General features: G+C 62.5%; 13 protein-coding genes. 5 read left to right on the forward strand and 8 right to left on the reverse strand.

Features of this window, described 5'->3' with window-relative positions:
- Positions 1 to 132: 132 nt before the first annotated feature.
- A complete protein-coding gene (locus tag C8K18_RS03460) occupies positions 133 to 810 on the forward strand; it encodes a type 1 glutamine amidotransferase domain-containing protein (RefSeq protein ID WP_006052667.1) in 678 nt (225 codons plus the stop codon).
- 100 nt (positions 811 to 910) lie between these two features.
- Positions 911 to 2644: an FAD-dependent oxidoreductase gene (locus C8K18_RS03465; protein WP_107706657.1), complete on the forward strand. Its 1734-nt coding sequence runs from the start codon at positions 911 to 913 to the stop codon at positions 2642 to 2644.
- Between the two features lie 20 nt (positions 2645 to 2664).
- Here C8K18_RS03465 and C8K18_RS03470 read toward each other — a convergent pair whose 3' ends face one another.
- Positions 2665 to 3672, reverse strand: a complete 1008-nt coding sequence (locus C8K18_RS03470; protein ID WP_165919788.1) for a LysR family transcriptional regulator — start codon at positions 3670 to 3672, stop codon at positions 2665 to 2667.
- A gap of 478 nt (positions 3673 to 4150) precedes the next feature.
- Between C8K18_RS03470 and C8K18_RS03475 the strand changes: the two genes are divergently transcribed.
- The 3 genes from C8K18_RS03475 (at position 4151) to poxB (ending at position 12568) form a co-directional block, all read left to right on the forward strand.
- Complete coding sequence (locus tag C8K18_RS03475) at positions 4151 to 10117, forward strand: AAA family ATPase (protein ID WP_107706659.1); 5967 nt, start codon at positions 4151 to 4153, stop codon at positions 10115 to 10117.
- A gap of 264 nt (positions 10118 to 10381) precedes the next feature.
- Complete coding sequence (locus C8K18_RS03480; protein ID WP_258196060.1) at positions 10382 to 10702, forward strand: DUF3331 domain-containing protein; 321 nt, start codon at positions 10382 to 10384, stop codon at positions 10700 to 10702.
- Between the two features lie 144 nt (positions 10703 to 10846).
- Positions 10847 to 12568 (forward strand): ubiquinone-dependent pyruvate dehydrogenase, encoded by a 1722-nt coding sequence (gene poxB, locus C8K18_RS03485; protein WP_107706660.1) that lies wholly within the window; start codon positions 10847 to 10849, stop codon positions 12566 to 12568.
- Positions 12569 to 12628: 60 nt separating this feature from the next.
- Here the strand turns inward: poxB and C8K18_RS03490 are convergent, their stop codons facing one another.
- From C8K18_RS03490 to C8K18_RS03520, 7 genes are all read right to left on the reverse strand, one after another.
- Positions 12629 to 13570, reverse strand: a complete 942-nt coding sequence (locus C8K18_RS03490; RefSeq protein ID WP_107706661.1) for an AEC family transporter — start codon at positions 13568 to 13570, stop codon at positions 12629 to 12631.
- Between the two features lie 336 nt (positions 13571 to 13906).
- Positions 13907 to 14209, reverse strand: coding sequence for a gamma-butyrobetaine hydroxylase-like domain-containing protein (locus tag C8K18_RS03495; protein WP_029970809.1), 303 nt, complete (start codon positions 14207 to 14209; stop codon positions 13907 to 13909).
- Positions 14206 to 15210 (reverse strand): HEAT repeat domain-containing protein, encoded by a 1005-nt coding sequence (locus C8K18_RS03500; RefSeq protein WP_107706662.1) that lies wholly within the window; start codon positions 15208 to 15210, stop codon positions 14206 to 14208. The genes C8K18_RS03495 and C8K18_RS03500 overlap by 4 nt, the downstream gene beginning before the upstream one ends.
- 39 nt (positions 15211 to 15249) lie before the next feature.
- Complete coding sequence (locus C8K18_RS03505) at positions 15250 to 15525, reverse strand: ferredoxin family protein (RefSeq protein ID WP_006053082.1); 276 nt, start codon at positions 15523 to 15525, stop codon at positions 15250 to 15252.
- 12 nt (positions 15526 to 15537) lie between these two features.
- A complete protein-coding gene (locus C8K18_RS03510; protein WP_107706663.1) occupies positions 15538 to 17277 on the reverse strand; it encodes a fumarate reductase/succinate dehydrogenase flavoprotein subunit in 1740 nt (579 codons plus the stop codon).
- The gene (locus C8K18_RS03515; RefSeq protein ID WP_107706664.1) at positions 17274 to 18095 is read right to left on the reverse strand and encodes a GntR family transcriptional regulator; all 822 of its coding nucleotides are present in this window, start codon (positions 18093 to 18095) and stop codon (positions 17274 to 17276) included. Before C8K18_RS03515 ends, C8K18_RS03510 begins: the two co-directional genes overlap by 4 nt.
- A 159-nt stretch (positions 18096 to 18254) precedes the next feature.
- On the reverse strand, positions 18255 to 19439 hold the full coding sequence (locus tag C8K18_RS03520) for a porin (RefSeq protein WP_107706665.1): 1185 nt from the start codon (positions 19437 to 19439) through the stop codon (positions 18255 to 18257).
- Between the last annotated feature and the right edge of the window lie 23 nt (positions 19440 to 19462).

Here is a 19462-nt window from a genome sequence, read left to right on the forward strand (position 1 = left end):
GATTGAACAATCGAACGGCGGCCGCCCGACATCCGTTGTACGTATGGTGTGCCGCCGCGATTGGGCGTAGCGTTACCGGTGTCCGCCCAGCCGTCGCACAGGCATGTCCTCGCAATCAACCGGAGACTGACAATGAAGGTTTTGATGGTTTTGACTTCGCACAACGTGCTTGGAAACACCGGCAAGCCGACCGGTTTCTGGCTCGAAGAGTTCACGGCTCCGTACTATGCGTTCGTCGATGCCGACGTGGAGGTCACCGTGGCTTCCGTCAAAGGCGGCCAGCCGCCGATCGACCCCAAAAGCGACGAGCCCGGCAACCAGACAGATTCCATGGAGCGCTTCAAGAAAGACGCTGCCACCCAGGCAATTCTCGCCAACACCGTCAAGCTGTCCGAAGTAAGCTCCGACGGCTACGATTCGGTCTTCTATCCGGGCGGGCACGGCCCGCTGTGGGACCTGGTGGAAGACAGAAACTCGATCGCCTTGATCGAGGCGTTCTATAACGCCGGCAAGCCGGTCGCCGCCGTCTGTCACGCGCCGGCCGTATTGAACAACGTCACGTATCAGGGGCAGCCCATCGTCAAGGGAAAGCGTGTCACGGGCTTTACCAATAGCGAAGAAGAGGCTGTGCAGCTTACCGCGGTCGTACCGTTCCTGGTCGAGGACGAGCTGAAGCGTCTGGGCGGCCTGTTTGAAAAAGGCCCGGACTGGTCGGTATATACGATCGTAGACGGGCGGCTGATCACAGGCCAGAATCCGGCTTCGTCTGGCCCGGCTGCCAGAGAACTGATCAAGCTCCTGCGGGCCTAGCGGGTGCAGGGCGTGATTTGCCCGCGCTGCCGCCTGCCTGCCGCGACGGCGCGCAGCCTCGCCACGCGGGCGCCAGCCGGCCGGTCAAGGAGGTTCGGCAATGAGCAACGAGCCAGAGTCGCCAGGCAAGGCGCCCGCCCGCGAAGTGACGGAGAACACGAGCCGCGTTGATGACGAGGCGCTCGACGACGACCCTGCGGTGCGCGACCATCCTCGCTACAACCAGATGTTTCCGGTCCTCTCCGCTGCGGAGATCGACAGCATACGGCGGTTTGGCAGCGTGTCGCGCTACGTCAAGGGCGACTTGCTTTACCGTGCCGGAAGCCGTTGCCCAGGAATGTTCGTCGTGCTGTCAGGCAAGGTCCGGATAGTCGGCCGCGACGGCCTCGGCCACGAACGCGTGATTCACACCTACACGAAGCGCGGCGAATTTACCTCTGACGTCACGCAGCTATCGAGCAAGCTGGCCGTGGTCGACGCGCATGTCCTCGAAGATGTCGAAGCCGTGCTCGTGCGGCCCGCCGAGCTTAGCGCGATGATGGTGAGCGAAGCCGACCTCGGCGAAAAGATCATGCGCGCGCTGATCTTGCGGCGGGTGCTCGTCATCGAACGGGGACAGGGTGTCGTTCTCGTCGGCTCGTCGCGCCATCCACAGTTGGCCGCCTTGCAGAATTTCTTGCGGCGCAACGCGTTTCCCAACATGACGCTCGATAGCGAGCAGGACGCCGAAGCCATCGCGTTGCTAGAGCGACTGACGCCGCAGCCCGACGACTTCCCGCTGATCTTTTGTCCGGACGGCACGGTGTTGCGAAACCCCGATGAAGGGCAACTGGCATCGTGTCTCGGACTCATTCCGGAATTCGATCCGACGCATGTCTACGATGTGACGATCGTCGGCGCGGGTCCGGCGGGCCTGGCAGCAGCGGTCTATGCGGCGTCCGAAGGATTGTCGGTGGCGGCGCTCGACTGCCGCGCGCCCGGTGGCCAGGCCGGCACGAGCGCGCGCATCGAGAACTATCTCGGCTTTCCTACAGGCATCTCCGGGCAGGCACTCGCGGGCCGCGCGTTGGTCCAGGCGCAGAAGTTCGGCGCGCATATCGGAATCCCGTGCGAGGTCAGCGCACTGCATTGCGACAGGCAACCGCTTGTCGTCGAACTGATCGGCGGCCGCCGCATTACCACGCGCACGGTGGTGATCGCGAGTGGCGCTGAATATCGCCGGCCTTCCGTCGAGAACCTCTCGCGCTTTGAACGCTCCGGCGTCTATTACTGGGCGACGCCGATCGAGGCGAGGCTGTGCCGCAAGGAGTCCGTCGTGCTGATGGGCGGTGGCAATTCCGCGGGACAGGCTGCCGTGTTCCTCGCCGGGCACGCGGAACATGTGCACATGTTCATTCGGGGCGCGACCCTCGCTCGCAGCATGTCGCACTATCTCGCCGATCGCGTCGCGTCGCTCGCGAACCTCACGCTTCATACCCGGATGGAACTGACCGCGCTCGACGGCAATGCGCGTCTCGAGCGCGTGCACTACCGTGGTGCCGGCGGCATCGAAGGAAGCATGACGGCGCATCACCTGTTCGTTTTCATCGGCGCTGAACCCAATACGGGCTGGCTGGATCAATGCGCGGTGTCGCTCGACAGCAGCGGCTTCATATTGACCGGCGCCGACCTGGAAGAAGCCGGCGCGTCGACGATGCCGTTGCAGACGAACATCGAAGGCGTGTTCGCGATCGGCGACGTTCGCTCGGGTTCGACCAAGCGCGTCGCCTCGGCAGTGGGCGAGGGCGCGGCTGTCGTGGGGCAGATACACCGGTTTCTCGCGGCTGGCGGGTGAATAGACGCGCTCAGTCGTACTCAGTCGTAAACCGGCGAGCCGACCGCGTCGAACGAATGATGGATGGCGCGCGCCATGCAAGGCGGCGTGGCGGCTTTTCGCACCGTGACGGGAGCGACGTGCGGCGCTGTCGCGATGTCGTCGATGTTGAAGTGATTCACGATGAAGTCGATGAACGCGCGAATTCTTGCGGGCATGTTATGGCGTGTTTCGAACGCGACCGACAGGTCGAGACGCGGCATGTCGATGCCTGGCAGCACATTGACGAGCAGACCGCTGTCGATATCCGGCTCGGCCAAATAGGCCGGCAGCACGGCGATGCCGTGACCGTCCACGGACATCTTGTGCAGCATCGCGAGACTGTTCGACATGATCAGGCTGTCCGGATGACAACGGCCATCGCCCAGCCGCTCGAGCCGGCGCAGGCATTCGGAGAACTGCTTGCCTGAATGCTGCAAGACCACATGATCGTTCAGCGCGGCCACCGTGCCCGGTACGCCGTGCCGCTGCAGATACATCGGCGATGCAACGAGCTGCATCGGACTGGAGGCGAACCGTCTGGTGACGAGCGAATTGCCGCTGGCTTCCACTTCGGGAACGATCACGACATCGACCCGCCTTTCGACCAGGTTGATCGTGTCGTCGCACAGCGCCACATGCGGCATGACGAGCGGATAGGCGTCGCGGAACGACTTCAGGATCGGACTCAGGTGCCGCAGCCCGAACGCAACGGGAGACGCGATCCTGAGCACGCCGCAGGCGCGGCGCTCCTGACCGGCAACGGCCATTTCGGCCTCGTCGATGTCGTCGAGAATACGGCGCGCGCTTTCCAGAAACGTCGCGCCGGCATCGGTCAATGCGACGTGCCGAGTCGTGCGTCTAAATAGCCGGGCGTCGAGACGTTTCTCCAACGCGACGACGCGTCGCGTCACGACGGCTGTAGTCACGGCGAAGTGCTCCGCGGTGCGGCTGAAGCTCGATGTATCGGCAACTTTCACGAAGATACGGATGGTTTCAAGATGGTCCATGATGCGACTCCTGGAGGCGACGCCGACGAGATCGAAGTAATCGTTATGAATCGATATGAGCGAGCATTTTGTGTGCAGCAACGCGGGCTGCATCGATCGTTAGCAGTTCTGCCAGGTTTGTCGTCGTACCCGCTCAGACCGCTGCGATGAGTAGATGAAACCGCGAGTCGGAAGGCCAGTCCATCACACGATGGTATGGCTTGCCACACCATCGTGCTATGACGAAGGCGCCGTCGCGAAACTGCGTTGAATCGGTGCATTACAGGCTGAAAGATTCGAATGCGGCGACGCGGAGCGCGGTTGGTGGGGCGTCGCCGTTGCGCGTGCAACCGTAAGTTTTGCTTTGCGTTTGTTGTCTATTCGTACAAGAATGGTCGCTCAATGATCGCGAGCGTGATGTTGTTGGCTGATCGGGCGCGCAAGGTCCCGCGCTGGCTCCGTTCCTGTCCGTTCGGCGCACTCGACGACAGGAGGCGGCGTGATCCTCAGCGGGTACGAACTCGAGCCATTACACGATGACGGCGATTTCTCGCTGTATCGGGCGAGGAAGGCCAGTCATGCGGTGACGATGCTTGCGCTGGTCGCCGCGCGGCCGACTTCGCGCAGTGTCGCGCGCCTCGTGCATGAGTACCGTCTGGCGCCGTTCCTCGATGCAAGCTGGGCGGCGCACCCGCTCGCGCTCGACCCGCGCCGCGAGCCGCCCATGCTGGTTCTCGACGACGACGGCGGCGAGCCTTTGCGGCGCATCTTGCGCCGTCCTCTCGAACTGGCGCGTGTGTTGCGTATCGCCGTCAACCTCGCAAAGGTCATCGGCCGCGTTCATCAATGCGGTCTCATACATAAAGACATCAAGCCGGCGCATGTGCTGGTCGATAGCAACGATCGCGTGCGTCTTACCGGCTTCGGCATCGCTTCGCAATTGCCGCAGGAGCATCAGCCGCCCATACCGCCGGAAGTGGTGGCGGGCACCTTTGCATACATGGCGCCTGAGCAGACGGGGCGAATGAATCGCTCGATCGACACCCGCAGCGATCTCTATTCGCTCGGCGTCGTTTTGTACGAAATGCTTACGGGTTCGCTGCCGTTCACGGCATCCGACCCGATGGAATGGATCCACTGTCATATCGCGCGCAGGCCGCCGCCGCCAGGCGAGCGGGCGAGGGGCATTCCCGAGCCTGTCGAGCGCATCGTGCTGAAACTGCTGGCCAAGGCCGCGGAAGACCGTTATCAAACCGCGGCGGGCGTCGAGGCGGATCTTCGTGCGTGCGTTGCGTCGTGGGGCATGAATCATTCGATTGCGCCGTTTGCGCTCGGCTTGCACGATGCATCGGACCGTCTGCTGATTCCCGAAAAACTTTATGGGCGCGAGGCGCAGATCGGGAACCTCGTCGACGCGTTCGAGAGAATCGTCGCGGGCGGCGCGACCGAACTCGTGTTGATTGCGGGCTATGCCGGCATCGGCAAATCGTCGGTCGTCAACGAGCTGCACAAAGTGCTGGTGCCGCCGCGCGGGCTGTTTGCTGCCGGCAAGTTCGATCAGTACAAGCGAGATGTTCCGTACGCCACCTTTGCGCAGGCATTCCAGTGGCTCTTGCGCGATCTGCTCAGCAAAAGCGACACGGAGATCGAGCCCTGGCGCGAACAGTTGATGGAGGCGCTCGCGCCGAATGGGCAGGTGATGGTCAATCTGATTCCCGAGCTTGCGCTCATCATCGGCGAGCAGCCGCCCGTTCCGAATCTGCCGCCGCAAGATGCGCAAAACCTGTTTCATTGGGTGTTCCGTCGCTTCCTGGGTGTGTTCGCGCGGGCCGAGCATCCGCTCGCGCTATTCATTGACGATCTGCAATGGCTCGATACCGCAACACTCGAACTGCTGGAGCATCTCGTCACGCATCCCGAAGTGCGCCATGTTTTACTGATCGGCGCATACCGCGACAACGAAGTCGATGCGTCGCACCCGCTTGCGCGCACGCTCGATTCGATTCGTAGCGCGGCCGGCAACGTGCAGCAGATCGTGCTCGAGCCGCTGAACGCGCGAAGCATCGCGCAGCTTGCTGCCGATGCGTTGCACTGCGACGGCGCACCGGTCGAGGCGCTTGCGCAACTGGTGCATGAGAAGACAGGCGGCAATCCGTTTTTCACGATCCAGTTTCTGACCGCGCTGCACGATGAAGGCTTGATCCGCTTCGATCATCGCGCCGCGGTATGGACGTGGGATTTGCCGGGCATCCGCGCAAAGGGCTATACCGACAACGTCGCCGACCTGATGGCTGCGAAGCTCGGCCGCTTGTCCGCCGAAACACGTGACGTGCTGGGACAACTCGCGTGCCTCGGCAATGTGGCCGATGTCACCGCGCTGACATGGGTGCAGGACAAAGCGGAAGACAAAGCGGAGGAGGTCACCAACGCCCGCATGTGGGAAGCCATACGCGGCGGACTCGTGTTTCGCGTCGGCTCCAACTATGTGTTCGCTCACGACCGCGTGCAGGAAGCCGCGTATGAACTGATTCCCGCCGGCGAGCGGCCCGCGGCGCATCTGCGAATCGGCCGAGCGCTCGCCTCGCATACTCCGCCCGAGGCGCTTCACGAGGCGATTTTCGACATCGTCAATCACCTCAATCGCGGTGCAGCTTTAATACAGAGCAAGACGGAGCGCGAGCAATCCGCGGCACTCAACCTGATTGCAGGCAAGCGCGCGATGAGTTCGACGGCGTACTCGTCGGCCCGAAGCTATCTCGCCCAGGGCGTCGCGCTGCTCTCGGACGCCGCGTGGGACGAGCGTTACGACAGCACGCTGGAACTCTATCTCGCGTATCTGGAATGCGAGTACCTGGTTGGCGATTTCGCCAGGGCGGACGCCGTAGCCGATCTAGTACTCGAAAGGGCGCATGACAATCTCGATCGGGCCAAAGTATTCAGTCTGCGGATGGAGTTATATCAGCTCGCCGGAAAGTACAACGAGAGCTTCGCCGCCGCGCTAGCGGCGCTGCGTGACTTCGGTATCGTTTTTCCGGAGGCTGACGACGAACTCCGCGCGGCCGTCGACGACGCGTTGCTGGAGGTGCCCATCAACCAGGCGGGTCGTCCGACTGAAGAACTGGTCGATGCGCCCGTGGCCGAAGACCCGGCGAGCCGCGCGGTCATCAATCTGCTTGTCGAGGCCATGCCGTGCGCGTTCGCCGCGCGTCCGGTCTTTTATCCGCTGTTCACGCTGAAGGCGGTCAATCTCTCGCTGCGTCACGGCAATACCGACAACTCGAGTTTCGCGTACGGCAATTTTGCGTTGATGCTGGTTTCCCGTATCGGCGATATCCCGGCTGCCGTGCAGTTCTCCGAAATGTCGTTGCGTCTGAACGAAAAGTTCGGCAATCGCCGCCTGTACGGAAAGCTGCTTCATCTGTATTGCAGTCATGTCAATTTCTGGCGATGTAACATCGACGAGAACCTCCCGGTGTTTGAACAGGCGGCCGTTGCCTGCATGGAAGTGGGCGACCTCGTGTTCGCCGGCAATCTCGCGTTCAATGCCGTATGGCAGTCGATCGAAAAAGGCGACGCGCTCAAGGACGTGCACGCGCATTCGGCACGATACGCAACGCTCATGCTCGAGAGTCATAACGACGCGGTTCATGAAACGATTCGTATCGAGCAGCAGTTCGTCGCGAGCTTGCGAGGTCTGTCGAGCGGAATGCTCACGCTCAACGACGACCACTTCGACGAAGCCGCCTGTTGCGAGGCCATCGTCAAATCCAATTTCGGCTGCGGCATCGGCGTTTATCACATCATCAAGCTGATGCTCGCGTATCTCGATGGCCGCTATGCCGACGCACTGAACGCCGCAGCGATGGCCGACGCGGTCCTCAGTTCGGTGATGGCACTGGCGATCGAGCCCACGTTTCACTTTTTTCATGTGCTCACACTGAGCGCGCTTTATGCCGACGCGTCTGCCGGCCAGCAGCAGGCGTATTGGCAGGTCATCACAGAGAAGCTTCCGAAATTTGAAATGTGGGCGCGACATTGCCCGGCGAATTACGGAAACCGTTATTCGCTGGTTCTGGCGGAACTGGCGCGCATCGACGGTCGCGACGTCGACGCGATGCACCATTACGAAGACGCGCTGCGGCTCGCCCGCGTGCACGGCTTCATTCAGAATCAGGCGATGGCCAATGAGTTGGCCGCGCGATTTCACGCCTCGCGAGCTCGCGCGACGCTTGCCGATCATTATCTGACCGATGCTCGCTCCTGCTACGAACGCTGGGGCGCACAAGGCAAGGTGCGTCAACTGGAAAGTATCTACCCGCAGTTAAGAGCCGAACTGGTCGACGAAGAAGGGTCGGTTGCGACATCGGTAGAACAACTGGACCTCGCGACTGTCGTCAAGGTATCGGAGTCCATTTTTAGCGGCATGGATCTGAACGAGCTGATTCGCAAGCTGATGCTGCTTGCGCTCGAACACGCCGGTGCCAACCGCGGGCTGCTGATTCTCGCGCGCGGCGACGAACTGCGCATCGAAGCGGAAGCCGAGACAGTCGGTAATACGGTGGCAGTGCGTTTGCCGAAATCGCGCCCGAGCGCCGCCGATCTGCCTATGTCCATCCTTCGCTATGTCGCGCGGACCCGGGACATACTCATGCTCGACGACGTGACTGCGCCCAACCCCTATTCACAGGACGAGTACATTCGCGCGCATGACTGCCGCTCAATCCTGTGTCTTCCGCTCGTCAAACTGACCAGGCTGATCGGCGTGCTGTACCTCGAAAACACGCTGACGGTGGACGTATTCTCGCCGGCGCAAACAGCCGTGTTGCGGCTATTGGCATCGCAGGCGGCGCTGTCGCTCGAAACGTTGCGGCTATACGCGGATCTTCAACATGCGGAAGCGCTGTTGACGGCCGCACAGGAGTTGAGTCACACGGGGAGTTTCGATTGGGATGTGACGGGCGATGCGATGTTCTGGTCGAAAGAAAGTTTCCGTATCTTTGGCTACGACGCAAGCATCACGCCGACGTTGCAGTTGATGCTCGATCGCGTCCATCCCGACGATCTGGCTTTCGTGCGCTCGGCGTTCGATCGCGCCGCGCGCGACGGCCAGGCGTTCGACATCGAGCATCGGCTGTCGATGCCGGACGGTTCGCATGGTCACTTGCAGGTCGTGGCGCACGTGGTGGCCGATGGGCCCGGCCAAAGGCGGCTGGTCGGCGCGCTGATGGACATCACGACCCGCAAGCAGGCGCACGCCGCGCTTGCGCGCAGCGAGCAACGCTATCGCAGCCTCTTTCGCGATATACCGGTCGGACTGTGGCAGATCGAGGCGCAGCCGTTGACCGCGATGTTGACCGAACTGCGCAGGCAAGGTGTCGACGATCTGTCGGCATATATCAGCGACCACGCAGACTGGCTCGAGCGCGCGAAGAACACGCTTGTCGTCGAAGAGACAAACGACCATGCGCTTCAGATGTTCGGCGCGACCGAGCGGCGCGCGCTGCTTGGTCCGCTGCCGTGGGTCTGGAAGGAGAGTCCCGATACGCTGCGGCGCGCGCTCGAGAGCCGTTATCGCGGGGACATGCTGTTCCAGGAAACGACCCGGCTGCCGACGCTCGACGGGCGCGTCATCGACGTTCTGCTGACTGTCGCGCGCCCGCGCACGGTCGACGACCTGGGGATCGCGCTGATTAGCCTCGTCGACCTGACCGAGCGCGTTCGTGCCCAGGACATGCTGCAGCGGCTACAAGCGGATTTCGCGCATGCGGCGCGCATTTCGATGCTGGGTGAATTGACGGCGTCGATCGCGCATGAACTCAACCAGCCGCTCGCTGCGATCGCGATAAATTGCCAGGTCAGCGAGCGCTGGTTGAACCGGCCGGTGCCCGAACTGGACGAGGTGCGGGACACGAACCAGCGCATCGCCGCCGATGCGCAGCGGGCCGTCGACATCATCGGCCGGATTCGCGGGATGGCGCTGCGGCGTGGGCCTAAATACACGCTCGAACCGCTTGCGCTGCTCATTGACGAGGCGCTGGTTTTCTTGCGCCGTGAGATCCAGACGCGCGACGTCCAGGTTTCGCTCGAACTTGCGCCGGGCGTGAGGCGAGTGCGCGCCGATCGCGTGCAATTGCAGCAGGTGATCGTCAACCTCGTGGTCAATGCGATGCAGCAGATGGAGCAGACCGGCAGCCCCGAGCGGAGGATCACAATTCGCACCAATGCACCGGACGCGGGCACGCTGCATTGCGCTATCGAGGACAGTGGTCCTGGCATCGCGCCCGAACATATGAATCGCGTGTTCCAAAGTTTCTTCACGACGAAGGAAGGCGGGATGGGAATGGGCTTGCCGATATGCCGCTCGATCATCGACGCGCATGACGGACGCATCGAGGCCGACAATCTGTCCGTGCACGGCGGGGCGCGTTTTCACTTCACGCTGCCGTCCGCGGGGGCTGCGCCTTAAGGCCATTGTTGATACCGGGGATCAAGTGTTGTTCGTGCTGCATCGGTTTTCCAGGTGAGCAAAAGCGCTATTTTCATGGAAGGCGAAATAGACGTCGGGGCATGGTCTGCGTGCAATGTTCCCTTCACCCGACGTGTCTTCTACTGGAGAGCGCACTTGATCATGACCAAGCGAGTGGACCCGTGGGCGCAGACGATACATCTGCTTTTATCCGGATCGCGATGCGAGGAGTGCGCTGGGCGAAGAACTTCCGCGCACGAGCGTATGACGCCGTGTCGTTCAGACGCGTACTCGAACGTGAACTGTGCTGCCCGACCTGTCGTGAGTCTGATCGAGCGAACCTCGCCGTCCGCCGTCACGATTCAGTGGCGCGATTCCACGAGCTGCTTCTACGGCGCGCAGATATGGCGAGTGGCCGGCGCCAAGGTTTCAGGCGTGTGTGTCCTGACCGGACAACGGATTCGGCGTGGGGATCGCATTTATCATCCCTGGCGGTCGAACCCGGAACCCGTCAACGCGCACGCCATGATTCTCGAATCGGCGCTAGAGTTGATGGCGCCGCTGCGACCGACCGCCGCGCCGTGACGATTCACGCACCGGCTTCAGTTGTTTTCAGGCGTGATTCAGGACTTGTTTGCGACGGTCTCGTAGGTTATGAATTCGGCATGGCAATGCCGCGGTCCCGTCATTGCTTGCCGCCAGTCTTCATTCACTGAAAAGGAGTCAAGCATGGCCAGTAACACGATTGCCGGATACCTCGCGAGAACGCTTGCCGCAGCGGGCGTCGAGCGAATCTGGGGTGTGACCGGCGACAGTCTGAACGGGCTCGCCTACAGCCTCGATGAAGTCGGCTCGATACGCTGGATGCATACGCGTCACGAGGAAGCCGCCGCATTCGCGGCCGGCGCCGACGCGGCTTCGAGCGGGCGCCTCGCCGTGTGCGCGGGCAGTTGCGGTCCCGGCAACCTGCATCTGATCAACGGCCTGTTCGATTGCCACCGCAATCATCAGCCCGTGCTGGCCATTGCGGCGCATATTCCTTCGAGTGAAATCGGCCTCGGTTACTTTCAGGAAACGCACCCGCAGGAGTTGTTCAAGGAGTGCAGTCATTATGTGGAAGTCGTGTCGTCGGCCGCGCAGTTTCCACGCGTGCTCGCCCGCGCGATGCGCACGGCGATCGAGGAGCGCGGCGTCGCGGTGATCGTGCTTCCCGGCGACGTCGCGCTGAGCGAAGGCCCGGCCGAGCCAGTGTCGTGGACGGAAAGCGCCCCGCCGCGAATCCTGCCCGCGGAAGAAGACCTGGATCGTCTCGCGGCGCTCCTGAATGCGTCCGACGCCGTGACGATCATGTGCGGCAGCGGCACGCAAGGCGCGCACGACGAGGTCGTGGCGCTCGCCGATACGCTCGGTGCGCCGATCGTTCACGCGTTGCGCGGCAAGCAGTTCATCGAATACGACAACCCTTACGACGTCGGCATGACCGGGCTGATCGGCTTCAGCTCGGGCTATCACGCGATGATGTCGTGCGACACCTTGTTGCTGCTCGGCTGCGACTTTCCCTACCGTCCGTTCTATCCCGCTCACGCGAAAATCATCCAGGTGGACTGGAAAGGCTCACGGCTCGGCCGCCGTGCGCCGCTCGCGCTCGGGCTCGTGGCCACGGTGAAAGAGACCGTCGCCGCGACGCTGCCAAGGCTGCAACGCAAAACGGATCGCGGGTTCATCGACAACGCGCGCAGGCATTACGCGTCGGCCCGCAAGGATCTGGACGATCTGGCGACGCCGGCGGGGCCAGGGCGGCCGATCCATCCGCAGTATCTGGCGAAGATGATCGACGAAGCCGCCAGCGACGACGCGATCTTCACCGCCGACGTCGGCACGCCCACGGTCTGGGCCGCGCGCTATCTGACGATGAACGGCAAGCGCCAGTTGCACGGCTCTTTCAATCACGGCTCGATGGCCAACGCGATGCCGCAGGCGCTCGGCGCGCAAGGGGCGCATCCGCGGCGGCAAGTCGTGTCCCTGTCCGGCGACGGCGGCCTGTCGATGCTGCTCGGCGATCTGCTCACCGCGCGGCAGCTAGACTTGCCGATCAAGGTCGTGGTCTTCAATAACAGCCTGCTCGGCTTCGTTTCGATGGAACTGAAGGCGGCCGGCTACCTCGATACCAATGTCGATCTGGCCAGAACCGATTTCGCGGCGATCGCAAAGGGTGCCGGTATCTTCGGTGTGCGCGTCGAGCAATCGGAAGATGTGGCGGCTGCGTTAAACCAGGCATTCGATCATCCGGGGCCCGCGCTCGTGGACGTCGTCACGGCCAAACATGAACTGGCGATGCCGCCCAAAATCGAGTTGGCGCAAGCGAAGGGATTCAGCCTTTACATGATGCGCGCGATCCTCAATGGACGCGGCGACGAGATCGTCGAACTGGCGCGCACCAACTTGCGTTAGGCAGCGGGCCGATCTTGCATGAGGCTGTTCATTCGCGTGTGGGATTGCTGGCTGGCCTCGTCAAAAGAAGCAGGCGATCAGCAATCCCTCAGTGAACACGCCGAGAATCGTACTGACGAGAATCGTTGCGGTGGCGTCGCGTGTGTAGGTGTTGCTCTTGATCGCGAACATGGCGGCGGCGGTCGCAGTCGGCACGGCCCCCGTAATGATGGCCTGATGTGCGGGGGCGCCGACTACGCCGAACAGTACGGCGCCGAGTGCCATCAACGCGGGCTGGACGAAGTTCTTGATGCCGAGATTCACGAGGATGTTGGCGTTGATCACGAAGCGCTCGCCGTAAAGCATCAGCCCGAGCGCGAACAGCGACGTGCCGCCGGCAGCCTTTGCAATGAGGCCGACAGAAGTTAGCACCGGTTCGGGCAGCGTGACGTGGCAAAAGCTCAGCACCATGCCTGAGACCGGCAGCCACACAATCGGATGGATGACGGCGCGGGCAATGCTTTGCCGGAACACCCGCAGCACGTCCGTCCGCTCGGTGGCCGTTCCGTTGTTGCCGAGCCCGGTCAGGACTATCGTCAGCGGCAGCATGAACAGGCTCGTGATGAGATTGCCGACCAGCACCGCCAGAAATCCTTCCGGCCCGAACACCGCGGCGAGAATCGGCGCGCCGAAATAGGCCATGTCGGGAAATGCACACACCAGCGCCTGCATGGTGGCGGTGCGCAGATCATGTCTGAAGACGAATCGGCCGATCCCTAACGCAATCACATACGTGCCCATCAGTCCGAGTGTCAGGCATAGCGCGAACCCCACGTTGTGCAGCTTGTCCGGCGAAGTCCTGACCGCGCCTTCGAACAGCGCGAAGGGTAGTGCGAAACGGATGACGAGCGTCGCGAACACGTCTGCATCGCCATGTTTCAGCAAGCCTATGCGCGCCGATAGCCAGCCCAGCATGATCACGAACGCGACCGGCAGAAGTCCGTTGAGAATGGTGTTGAGCAAAGGTGCTCCTGGTTTTTCAACCGGCCTCGACGCCGCTGACTTTGATTCGCCTGTAGGGGAGTCTAGTTGGGAATGTCGGCGAGATCAGGTGAGGCAAAAGTCATTTTCGTTTTGTGCGGGGGTGGGGGAGCGGAGGAGGGAGCCACGTCGTCCGTGCACGTCAGCGTGAATGGTGCACAATAAATAACCCACGGGCGCCTGCTTTGCAGGTGTGAAGGTGGGCGTCACTCGCCAGCGTATGGTCGGAGAAATCGCCCGACACAGTGGCGCTCACATAGCAGCCGGAGTAACGCCCGGTCGTCCGTGGCCGTTTCGATATGTGTCGCGGTGCCCGAGCTAGACGACATCGTTCCGCTCACCTTTCGCGAGCCGCTCAAGATAGACCCACGGAAAAATCCCGCGCTCGTGCCCATCGTCGAACACGAGTTGCAATCCATAGCCCGACGGCCGCGCATCGAGCAGCTTCACATCGGGTCGTGACAACGGAGCTTCCCCGTCGTACTTGCGCTTGCGGCACTGCGCGCACATACACGCCGCGCGCAATGCGGCGAACGGCAACTGCGCGGCCGAGCCGTCGGGCCAGCGTATCGACAGGCTCGCGCTGCTTGCGTCGATCGTCACATGGTCGGGAATGTTCATGGCCGACGCCCCGCGATTTGACGCAGCGCGATTCGCGCCGCCTTGCGAACCTCCGGATCGCCGTCGGCCTCGGCTGCTTCGAGCGCGGACAATGTGGGCGCATCGTCGCTGCTGCCGATCTCGCCTAGCGCGAGCGCGGCTTCCTTGCGCACGTTGCTGATCGAATGCGAGAGCAGGGGAGCGACGCGTGCCGCGCTCGCGCTGTCGCCGATCTGTCCGAGCGCGCGCAGCGCACGCAAGCGCACTTGCCAGTAGGCGTCGTCGAGCGCTTGCTCCAAAGCCTCGCGCGATTCGGCGGCGCGCAGTTTGCCGAGCGTCGTCGCGGCCTCTTCGCGCACCTGCCAGGCGTCGTCGCGCAACGCACTGAGCAACGCCGCGGTCGTCTCGCGATGTGCGGGCGGCGCAAAGCCAAGCGCCGCTGCTGCGGCACGCCGGATCGAAGCATCGGCGTCGCTGGTTGCGAGCGACGCCAACGGTTCGAGCGCGAGCGGGTTCTTCAACCATCCCAACACGCCGACGGCTTGCTCGCGCACATTCGCGTCCGCATCGGCGAGCGCGTGCAATGCAGGCGCGAACGCATCGGCCACGCGAAGTTCGCGCAACGCGCGCAACAGCGCGGCGCGCATGAACGAATCGGGACGCTTCAACCACTCGAGCAGGATCGCGCCCGAGGACGCGTGCTTCAGTTCGGAGAGGCTCTGCGCCGCATTCGCACGCACGGACGCGTCGCCGTCGAGTAACGCGCCGCACAGCGCCTCCACCACATCGTCGCGCTCCCACGAAGCCAGCACGAGCGCCGCCTCGCTACGCACTTCAGGCGACGCGTCGCGCCGTAGCGCATCGACAATGGGTTCGATCACGCAGGCATCCTCGAGATCGGCGAGATCGAGCAGCGCGATCCGGCGCACGACGGCGTCTTCGGACGCGAGACGGGACAGCAGCGCAAGGGCTTCCGCGGGAACGGCGTCGAGCGAAGCATTCGGATCGGTCGAATCGGTCATGAATGGACGTGATGGAAGAGTAGACATTCCGCGCATCGCTTAACGCAGAAGATACGGAATGGACACCTTGACGGCGCCCGTCGGGCAATCCTGCTCGCAAGGCATGCAGTACCAGCATTCGTCGAATTGCATATACGCTTTGCCTTTCGTCATGTCGATTGCGAGCAGATCCAGCGGGCACACGTCGACGCATACCGTGCAGCCTTTTTCGGCGATGCACTTGCTTTCGTCGATCGTGACGGGCGCTGAACTGCGCTGGAAAATATCGTGCGGCGTAAAGGCGGTAAGCGGTGATGTAAGCGGCGTCGAGGACATGGTCATGCTCCGTCAGGCTGTGGCGGCGTCGAGCGCGGGCTCGCCGATCCGCAGGTTGCGATAGGCATCGCGTTCGTTCTCGTTGAGCGCGACGATGTACGGCTCGACCGCACGCTTTTCGCTCGTCATGCGGCCATTCGCGTCCTTGCGCAAATGCGTGTGGCAGAACCATTGCGCGTCGTCGCGCTGCGGGTAATCCACGCGATGGTGGTAGAGCCCCCAGCGGCTCTCGGTGCGAAAAAGCGATGCACGTGCTGCCATTTCCGCGCAATCGCGTATCGCGCGCACTTCGGCGGCGCGCATCAACTCGTGCGGATTGGCGGCCGACATCGATTCGATATCCGAACTGATTTCAGCAAAGCGCTGTAGACCGATTTCCATTTTGCGTGTGACCTTCGGCGGCTGCAGGTAGTCGTTCACCATGCGGCGCAGTTTGTATTCGACCTGCGCGGGCGCGAGACCGTTGCTGCGCTCTAGCGGCGCATAAATGCGCGCGCGCTCGGCGTCGATCTGCTCTTCGTCGACGGCCGCATGTTCGCGGCCCGCCACGTAGTCGGCCGCGTTGTGCCCCGCGAACCATCCATACGTGAACGCGCCGAGCATGTAGTTGTGCGGCACGGCCGCCATGTCGCCGGCAGCATAAAGGCCCGGCACGGTGGTTTCCGCGCGCGCGTTCACATACACGCCCGACGCGCTGTGTCCGCTGCAAAAACCGATCTCCGAAATGTGCATCTCGATCATCTGGCTGCGGTAATCGGTGCCGCGTCCCTCATGAAAGCGGCCGCGGCTCGGGCGCTCGTTCGTATGCAAAATCTGTTCGATCGTCTGAATGGTTTCTTCCGCGAGATGGTCGAGCTTCAGGAACACAGGGCCGTTGCCGCTTTGCAGTTCCTGATAAAACTCCCACATCATCTGGCCGCTCCAGTAATCGCATTCGATAAAGCGCTCGCCCTTGCCATTCGCGGTAAAGCCGCCGAGCGGACCGGTGACATACGCGCACGCGGGGCCGTTGTAGTCCTTGATGAGCGGATTGATCTGGAAGCACTCCAGATTCGCGAGCGCGGCGCCGGCGTGATAGGCCATCGCGTAGCCGTCGCCGGCATTCGTCGGGTTCTCGTAGGTGCCCATCAGATAGCCGGACGCCGGCAACCCGAGTCTTCCGGCCGCGCCGCAACTCAGCACGACGGCCTTCGCGCGCACCACGTAAAAATCGGCGGTGCGGCAATCGAAGCCGAGCACGCCGCACACGCGGCCTTGCGAATCGGTCAACAGGCGCGTCGCCACAATGCGGTTCGTGATCGCGACGCGCGCGCGTTTGAGCTGCCTGTACAGCACTTTCTTGATGTCGTGGCCTTCGGGCATCGGCAGCACATACGAACCCATGTGATGCACTTTCTTGACCGCGTAGTCGCCGTTGCCGTCCTTTTCGAACTTCACGCCCCAGCGGTCGAGTTCCTCGATCGTCGTGAAGCTATGGCGTGCATACGCGTACACGGCCTCCTGATCCACGATGCCGTCGTTCGCGATCGTGATCTCGCGCGTGTACTGCTCGGGCGTCGCGTGGCCGGGAATCACCGCGTTGTTCAGGCCGTCCATGCCCATCGAGATCGCGCCGCTGCGCTTCACGTTGGCCTTTTCCAGCAGCAATACCTTCAGAGACGGATCGCGTTCTTTCGCCTTGACGGCGGCCATCGGGCCGGCCGTGCCGCCGCCGACCACGACGACGTCGTAGTCGAGTACATGGGTATTCATCGTGCCTCCGTTGCGGTTTTGGAGCTTTTTTGCAGGGCTTTTTGACGTTCTTTCTCGCGGTCCACGCGCAGCCGGTATTGGAAGGCGTCGCCGCGAAAGTACAGATATTCGAAGTCGACAGGCTGTCCCGACGCGTCGTGCGTGAGACGCTCGATACGCAATACCGGGCTGCCTTCTTCGACGCGCAACGCATCGACGATATCGGCGTCGGCAAGAATCGCGTCGATGGATACATCGGCGTGACCGAGCGGCACGCCGCAGTCGTTCTCGACAATCAGGAAGATGTCGCGCGTCGCGAGGTCCGCGTTTGCGAGGCGCTTGCCCAGCGCTTCGGGCACCCACGTCAGTTCGAGCGAGACGGGCTCGCGATTGAGCAGCCGCACGCGATGAATCTCCGTGACGGGTGTGCCTTCCGCAATGTTCAGGCGCGCCGCAATGTGGCGGCTGGCTTCAACCGTTCTGAAACTGCGCAACTGGTTGACGATTTCATAGCCGATCGACGACATCGCTTCGGCAAAGCCTTGCAACGACGTGACGTTCTGAAATGCCTTGGGCTTCGAGACGAAGGTGCCCTTGCCATGCAGTTTGAACAGCAGACCTTCCTTCTGCAAATCGCCGAGCGCCTGGCGCACGGTGATGCGGCTCACAGCGAATCTGCGGCACAGTTCGTGTTCGGACGGCATCTGCGAATGCGGCGCATAGGTGCCGTCGAGAATGCGCTCGCGCAGCGCGTCCTTGATCTGCGCGTACAGCGGAAGCGGGGAGACCGAGGCGCGAGCAGGTTCGGCGCCCAGCGGTACGAGAGTCGTTTTCGACATCGCTCAAACTTGTTATGACAAGACGATGTGAGTCTAGTAAGACGTCGTCTGCGATCAAACCAAGTTTTTCTGCTTTGTATTTCTCGCCACGGAGTTAGAAGAATGAAAGCGCGGAAGATGCGCTGCAACGCCGGCAGCGCATCGTGCCCGGATGCAAAGTTAGAACGCGTGCCTCAAGCCGACCATGCCGACGAACTGCGAAGGTCCCGACGACGGCGTCGTGTTCTGCGAGTCACCGACCACGGCCACCGCGTCGATGATGCTCGTCGCGCTGCTGCCCGCCGCGGCGAGCGTCTTGCCTCGCGCGAGCTGATACGCCTCGAGCGCGTAGAGCGTGGTGCGAGTGGAAAGGCTGTACGTCTGTTCGAGCGAAATCTGGTGATAGCGCGCGGGATCGCTGACGCCGTTCGCCTTGCTCGCCCGCGTGTAGCTGTAGCCGGCGCCGACAATCACGGCCGGCGTGATCCGGTAGGTCGAAATCACGCCGTAGGTATTGAACACGCCTTCGCTTGCGAACAGCGAGCCGTGGCCGGGCGCGTATTGCACATTCGAATAGTTGATGCCGACCATCAGATCCTGCGCGGTGTAGCGTGCCGCGGCCGCGAATAACTGCGCACTGCGCGCCGTCGCGTAGCCGCTATTCACCGGCGAATTGATCGCGTAAGTGCCGAGCGCGGCGCTCGTCGCAATGTCCTTGAGCTTGACATAGCCCGCCGCGATGGCGAACGGTTTGTAGTCGTAGCGGAACGCCGCGCTGAAGTGACTGCCGTTCGCGACACTGCCTGGCACGCCGCCGAGCCCGTATTGCGCGCTGAATTGCAGACCTGCGAGTGTCGGCGATAGATAGGTAACCGAATTATTCAGGCGCAGCGTGGTGTCGAGTGCGTCGATGTCGCCGGGATGCGCGCCCGTTGCGCCGGTCAGCACGCCGGTCGGTCCTAGTGCGCCGACCATCTGGAAGTAGGGCGTGTACTGGCGGCCGAGCGTCAGCGTGCCATAGCGGTCATTGCTGAGCCCCACATACGCCTGCCGGTTGAAGATGAAACCCGAACTGCTCTGCGCGCCCGTCAGCGAGTTGAAGCCGCTTTCAAGCCGAAAAATCGCCTTGGTGCCGCCGCCGAGATCTTCCGCGCCGAGCAGGCCGAATTTGCTTGCTTGCAGATTGCCCTGGCTCATATAGAAGTTCGCATGGCCGCGCTGATTGCTGACATAGGTGAACGCGTTGTCCACCACGCCGTATAGCGTGACGCTGCTTTGTGCCGATGCGCCGCTCGACAGCAATGCGCCTGCGAGCGGCAGGCACGACATGACCGCGCGGGTCCGTGCGCGCTTCGATGAATTCATGGTGAGAAGTCTCCGGTCCAGTC

Origin of the sequence: Paraburkholderia sp. GV068, assembly GCF_003058125.1 — a bacterium.
GTDB lineage: Bacteria > Pseudomonadota > Gammaproteobacteria > Burkholderiales > Burkholderiaceae > Paraburkholderia > Paraburkholderia graminis.

Bases quoted from the DNA above. Each gene is read 5' to 3' on its own strand.
- C8K18_RS03470 (WP_165919788.1), bottom strand. From the start codon at position 3,672: ATGGACCATCTTGAAACCATCCGTATCTTCGTGAAAGTTGCCGATACA.
- poxB (WP_107706660.1), top strand. From the start codon at position 10,847: ATGGCCAGTAACACGATTGCCGGATACCTCGCGAGAACGCTTGCCGCA.
- C8K18_RS03480 (WP_258196060.1), top strand. From the start codon at position 10,382: ATGACGCCGTGTCGTTCAGACGCGTACTCGAACGTGAACTGTGCTGCC.
- C8K18_RS03510 (WP_107706663.1), bottom strand. From the start codon at position 17,277: ATGAATACCCATGTACTCGACTACGACGTCGTCGTGGTCGGCGGCGGC.
- C8K18_RS03465 (WP_107706657.1), top strand. From the start codon at position 911: ATGAGCAACGAGCCAGAGTCGCCAGGCAAGGCGCCCGCCCGCGAAGTG.
- C8K18_RS03520 (WP_107706665.1), bottom strand. From the start codon at position 19,439: ATGAATTCATCGAAGCGCGCACGGACCCGCGCGGTCATGTCGTGCCTG.
- C8K18_RS03460 (WP_006052667.1), top strand. From the start codon at position 133: ATGAAGGTTTTGATGGTTTTGACTTCGCACAACGTGCTTGGAAACACC.
- C8K18_RS03505 (WP_006053082.1), bottom strand. From the start codon at position 15,525: ATGTCCTCGACGCCGCTTACATCACCGCTTACCGCCTTTACGCCGCAC.
- C8K18_RS03515 (WP_107706664.1), bottom strand. From the start codon at position 18,095: ATGTCGAAAACGACTCTCGTACCGCTGGGCGCCGAACCTGCTCGCGCC.
- C8K18_RS03500 (WP_107706662.1), bottom strand. From the start codon at position 15,210: ATGACCGATTCGACCGATCCGAATGCTTCGCTCGACGCCGTTCCCGCG.
- C8K18_RS03495 (WP_029970809.1), bottom strand. From the start codon at position 14,209: ATGAACATTCCCGACCATGTGACGATCGACGCAAGCAGCGCGAGCCTG.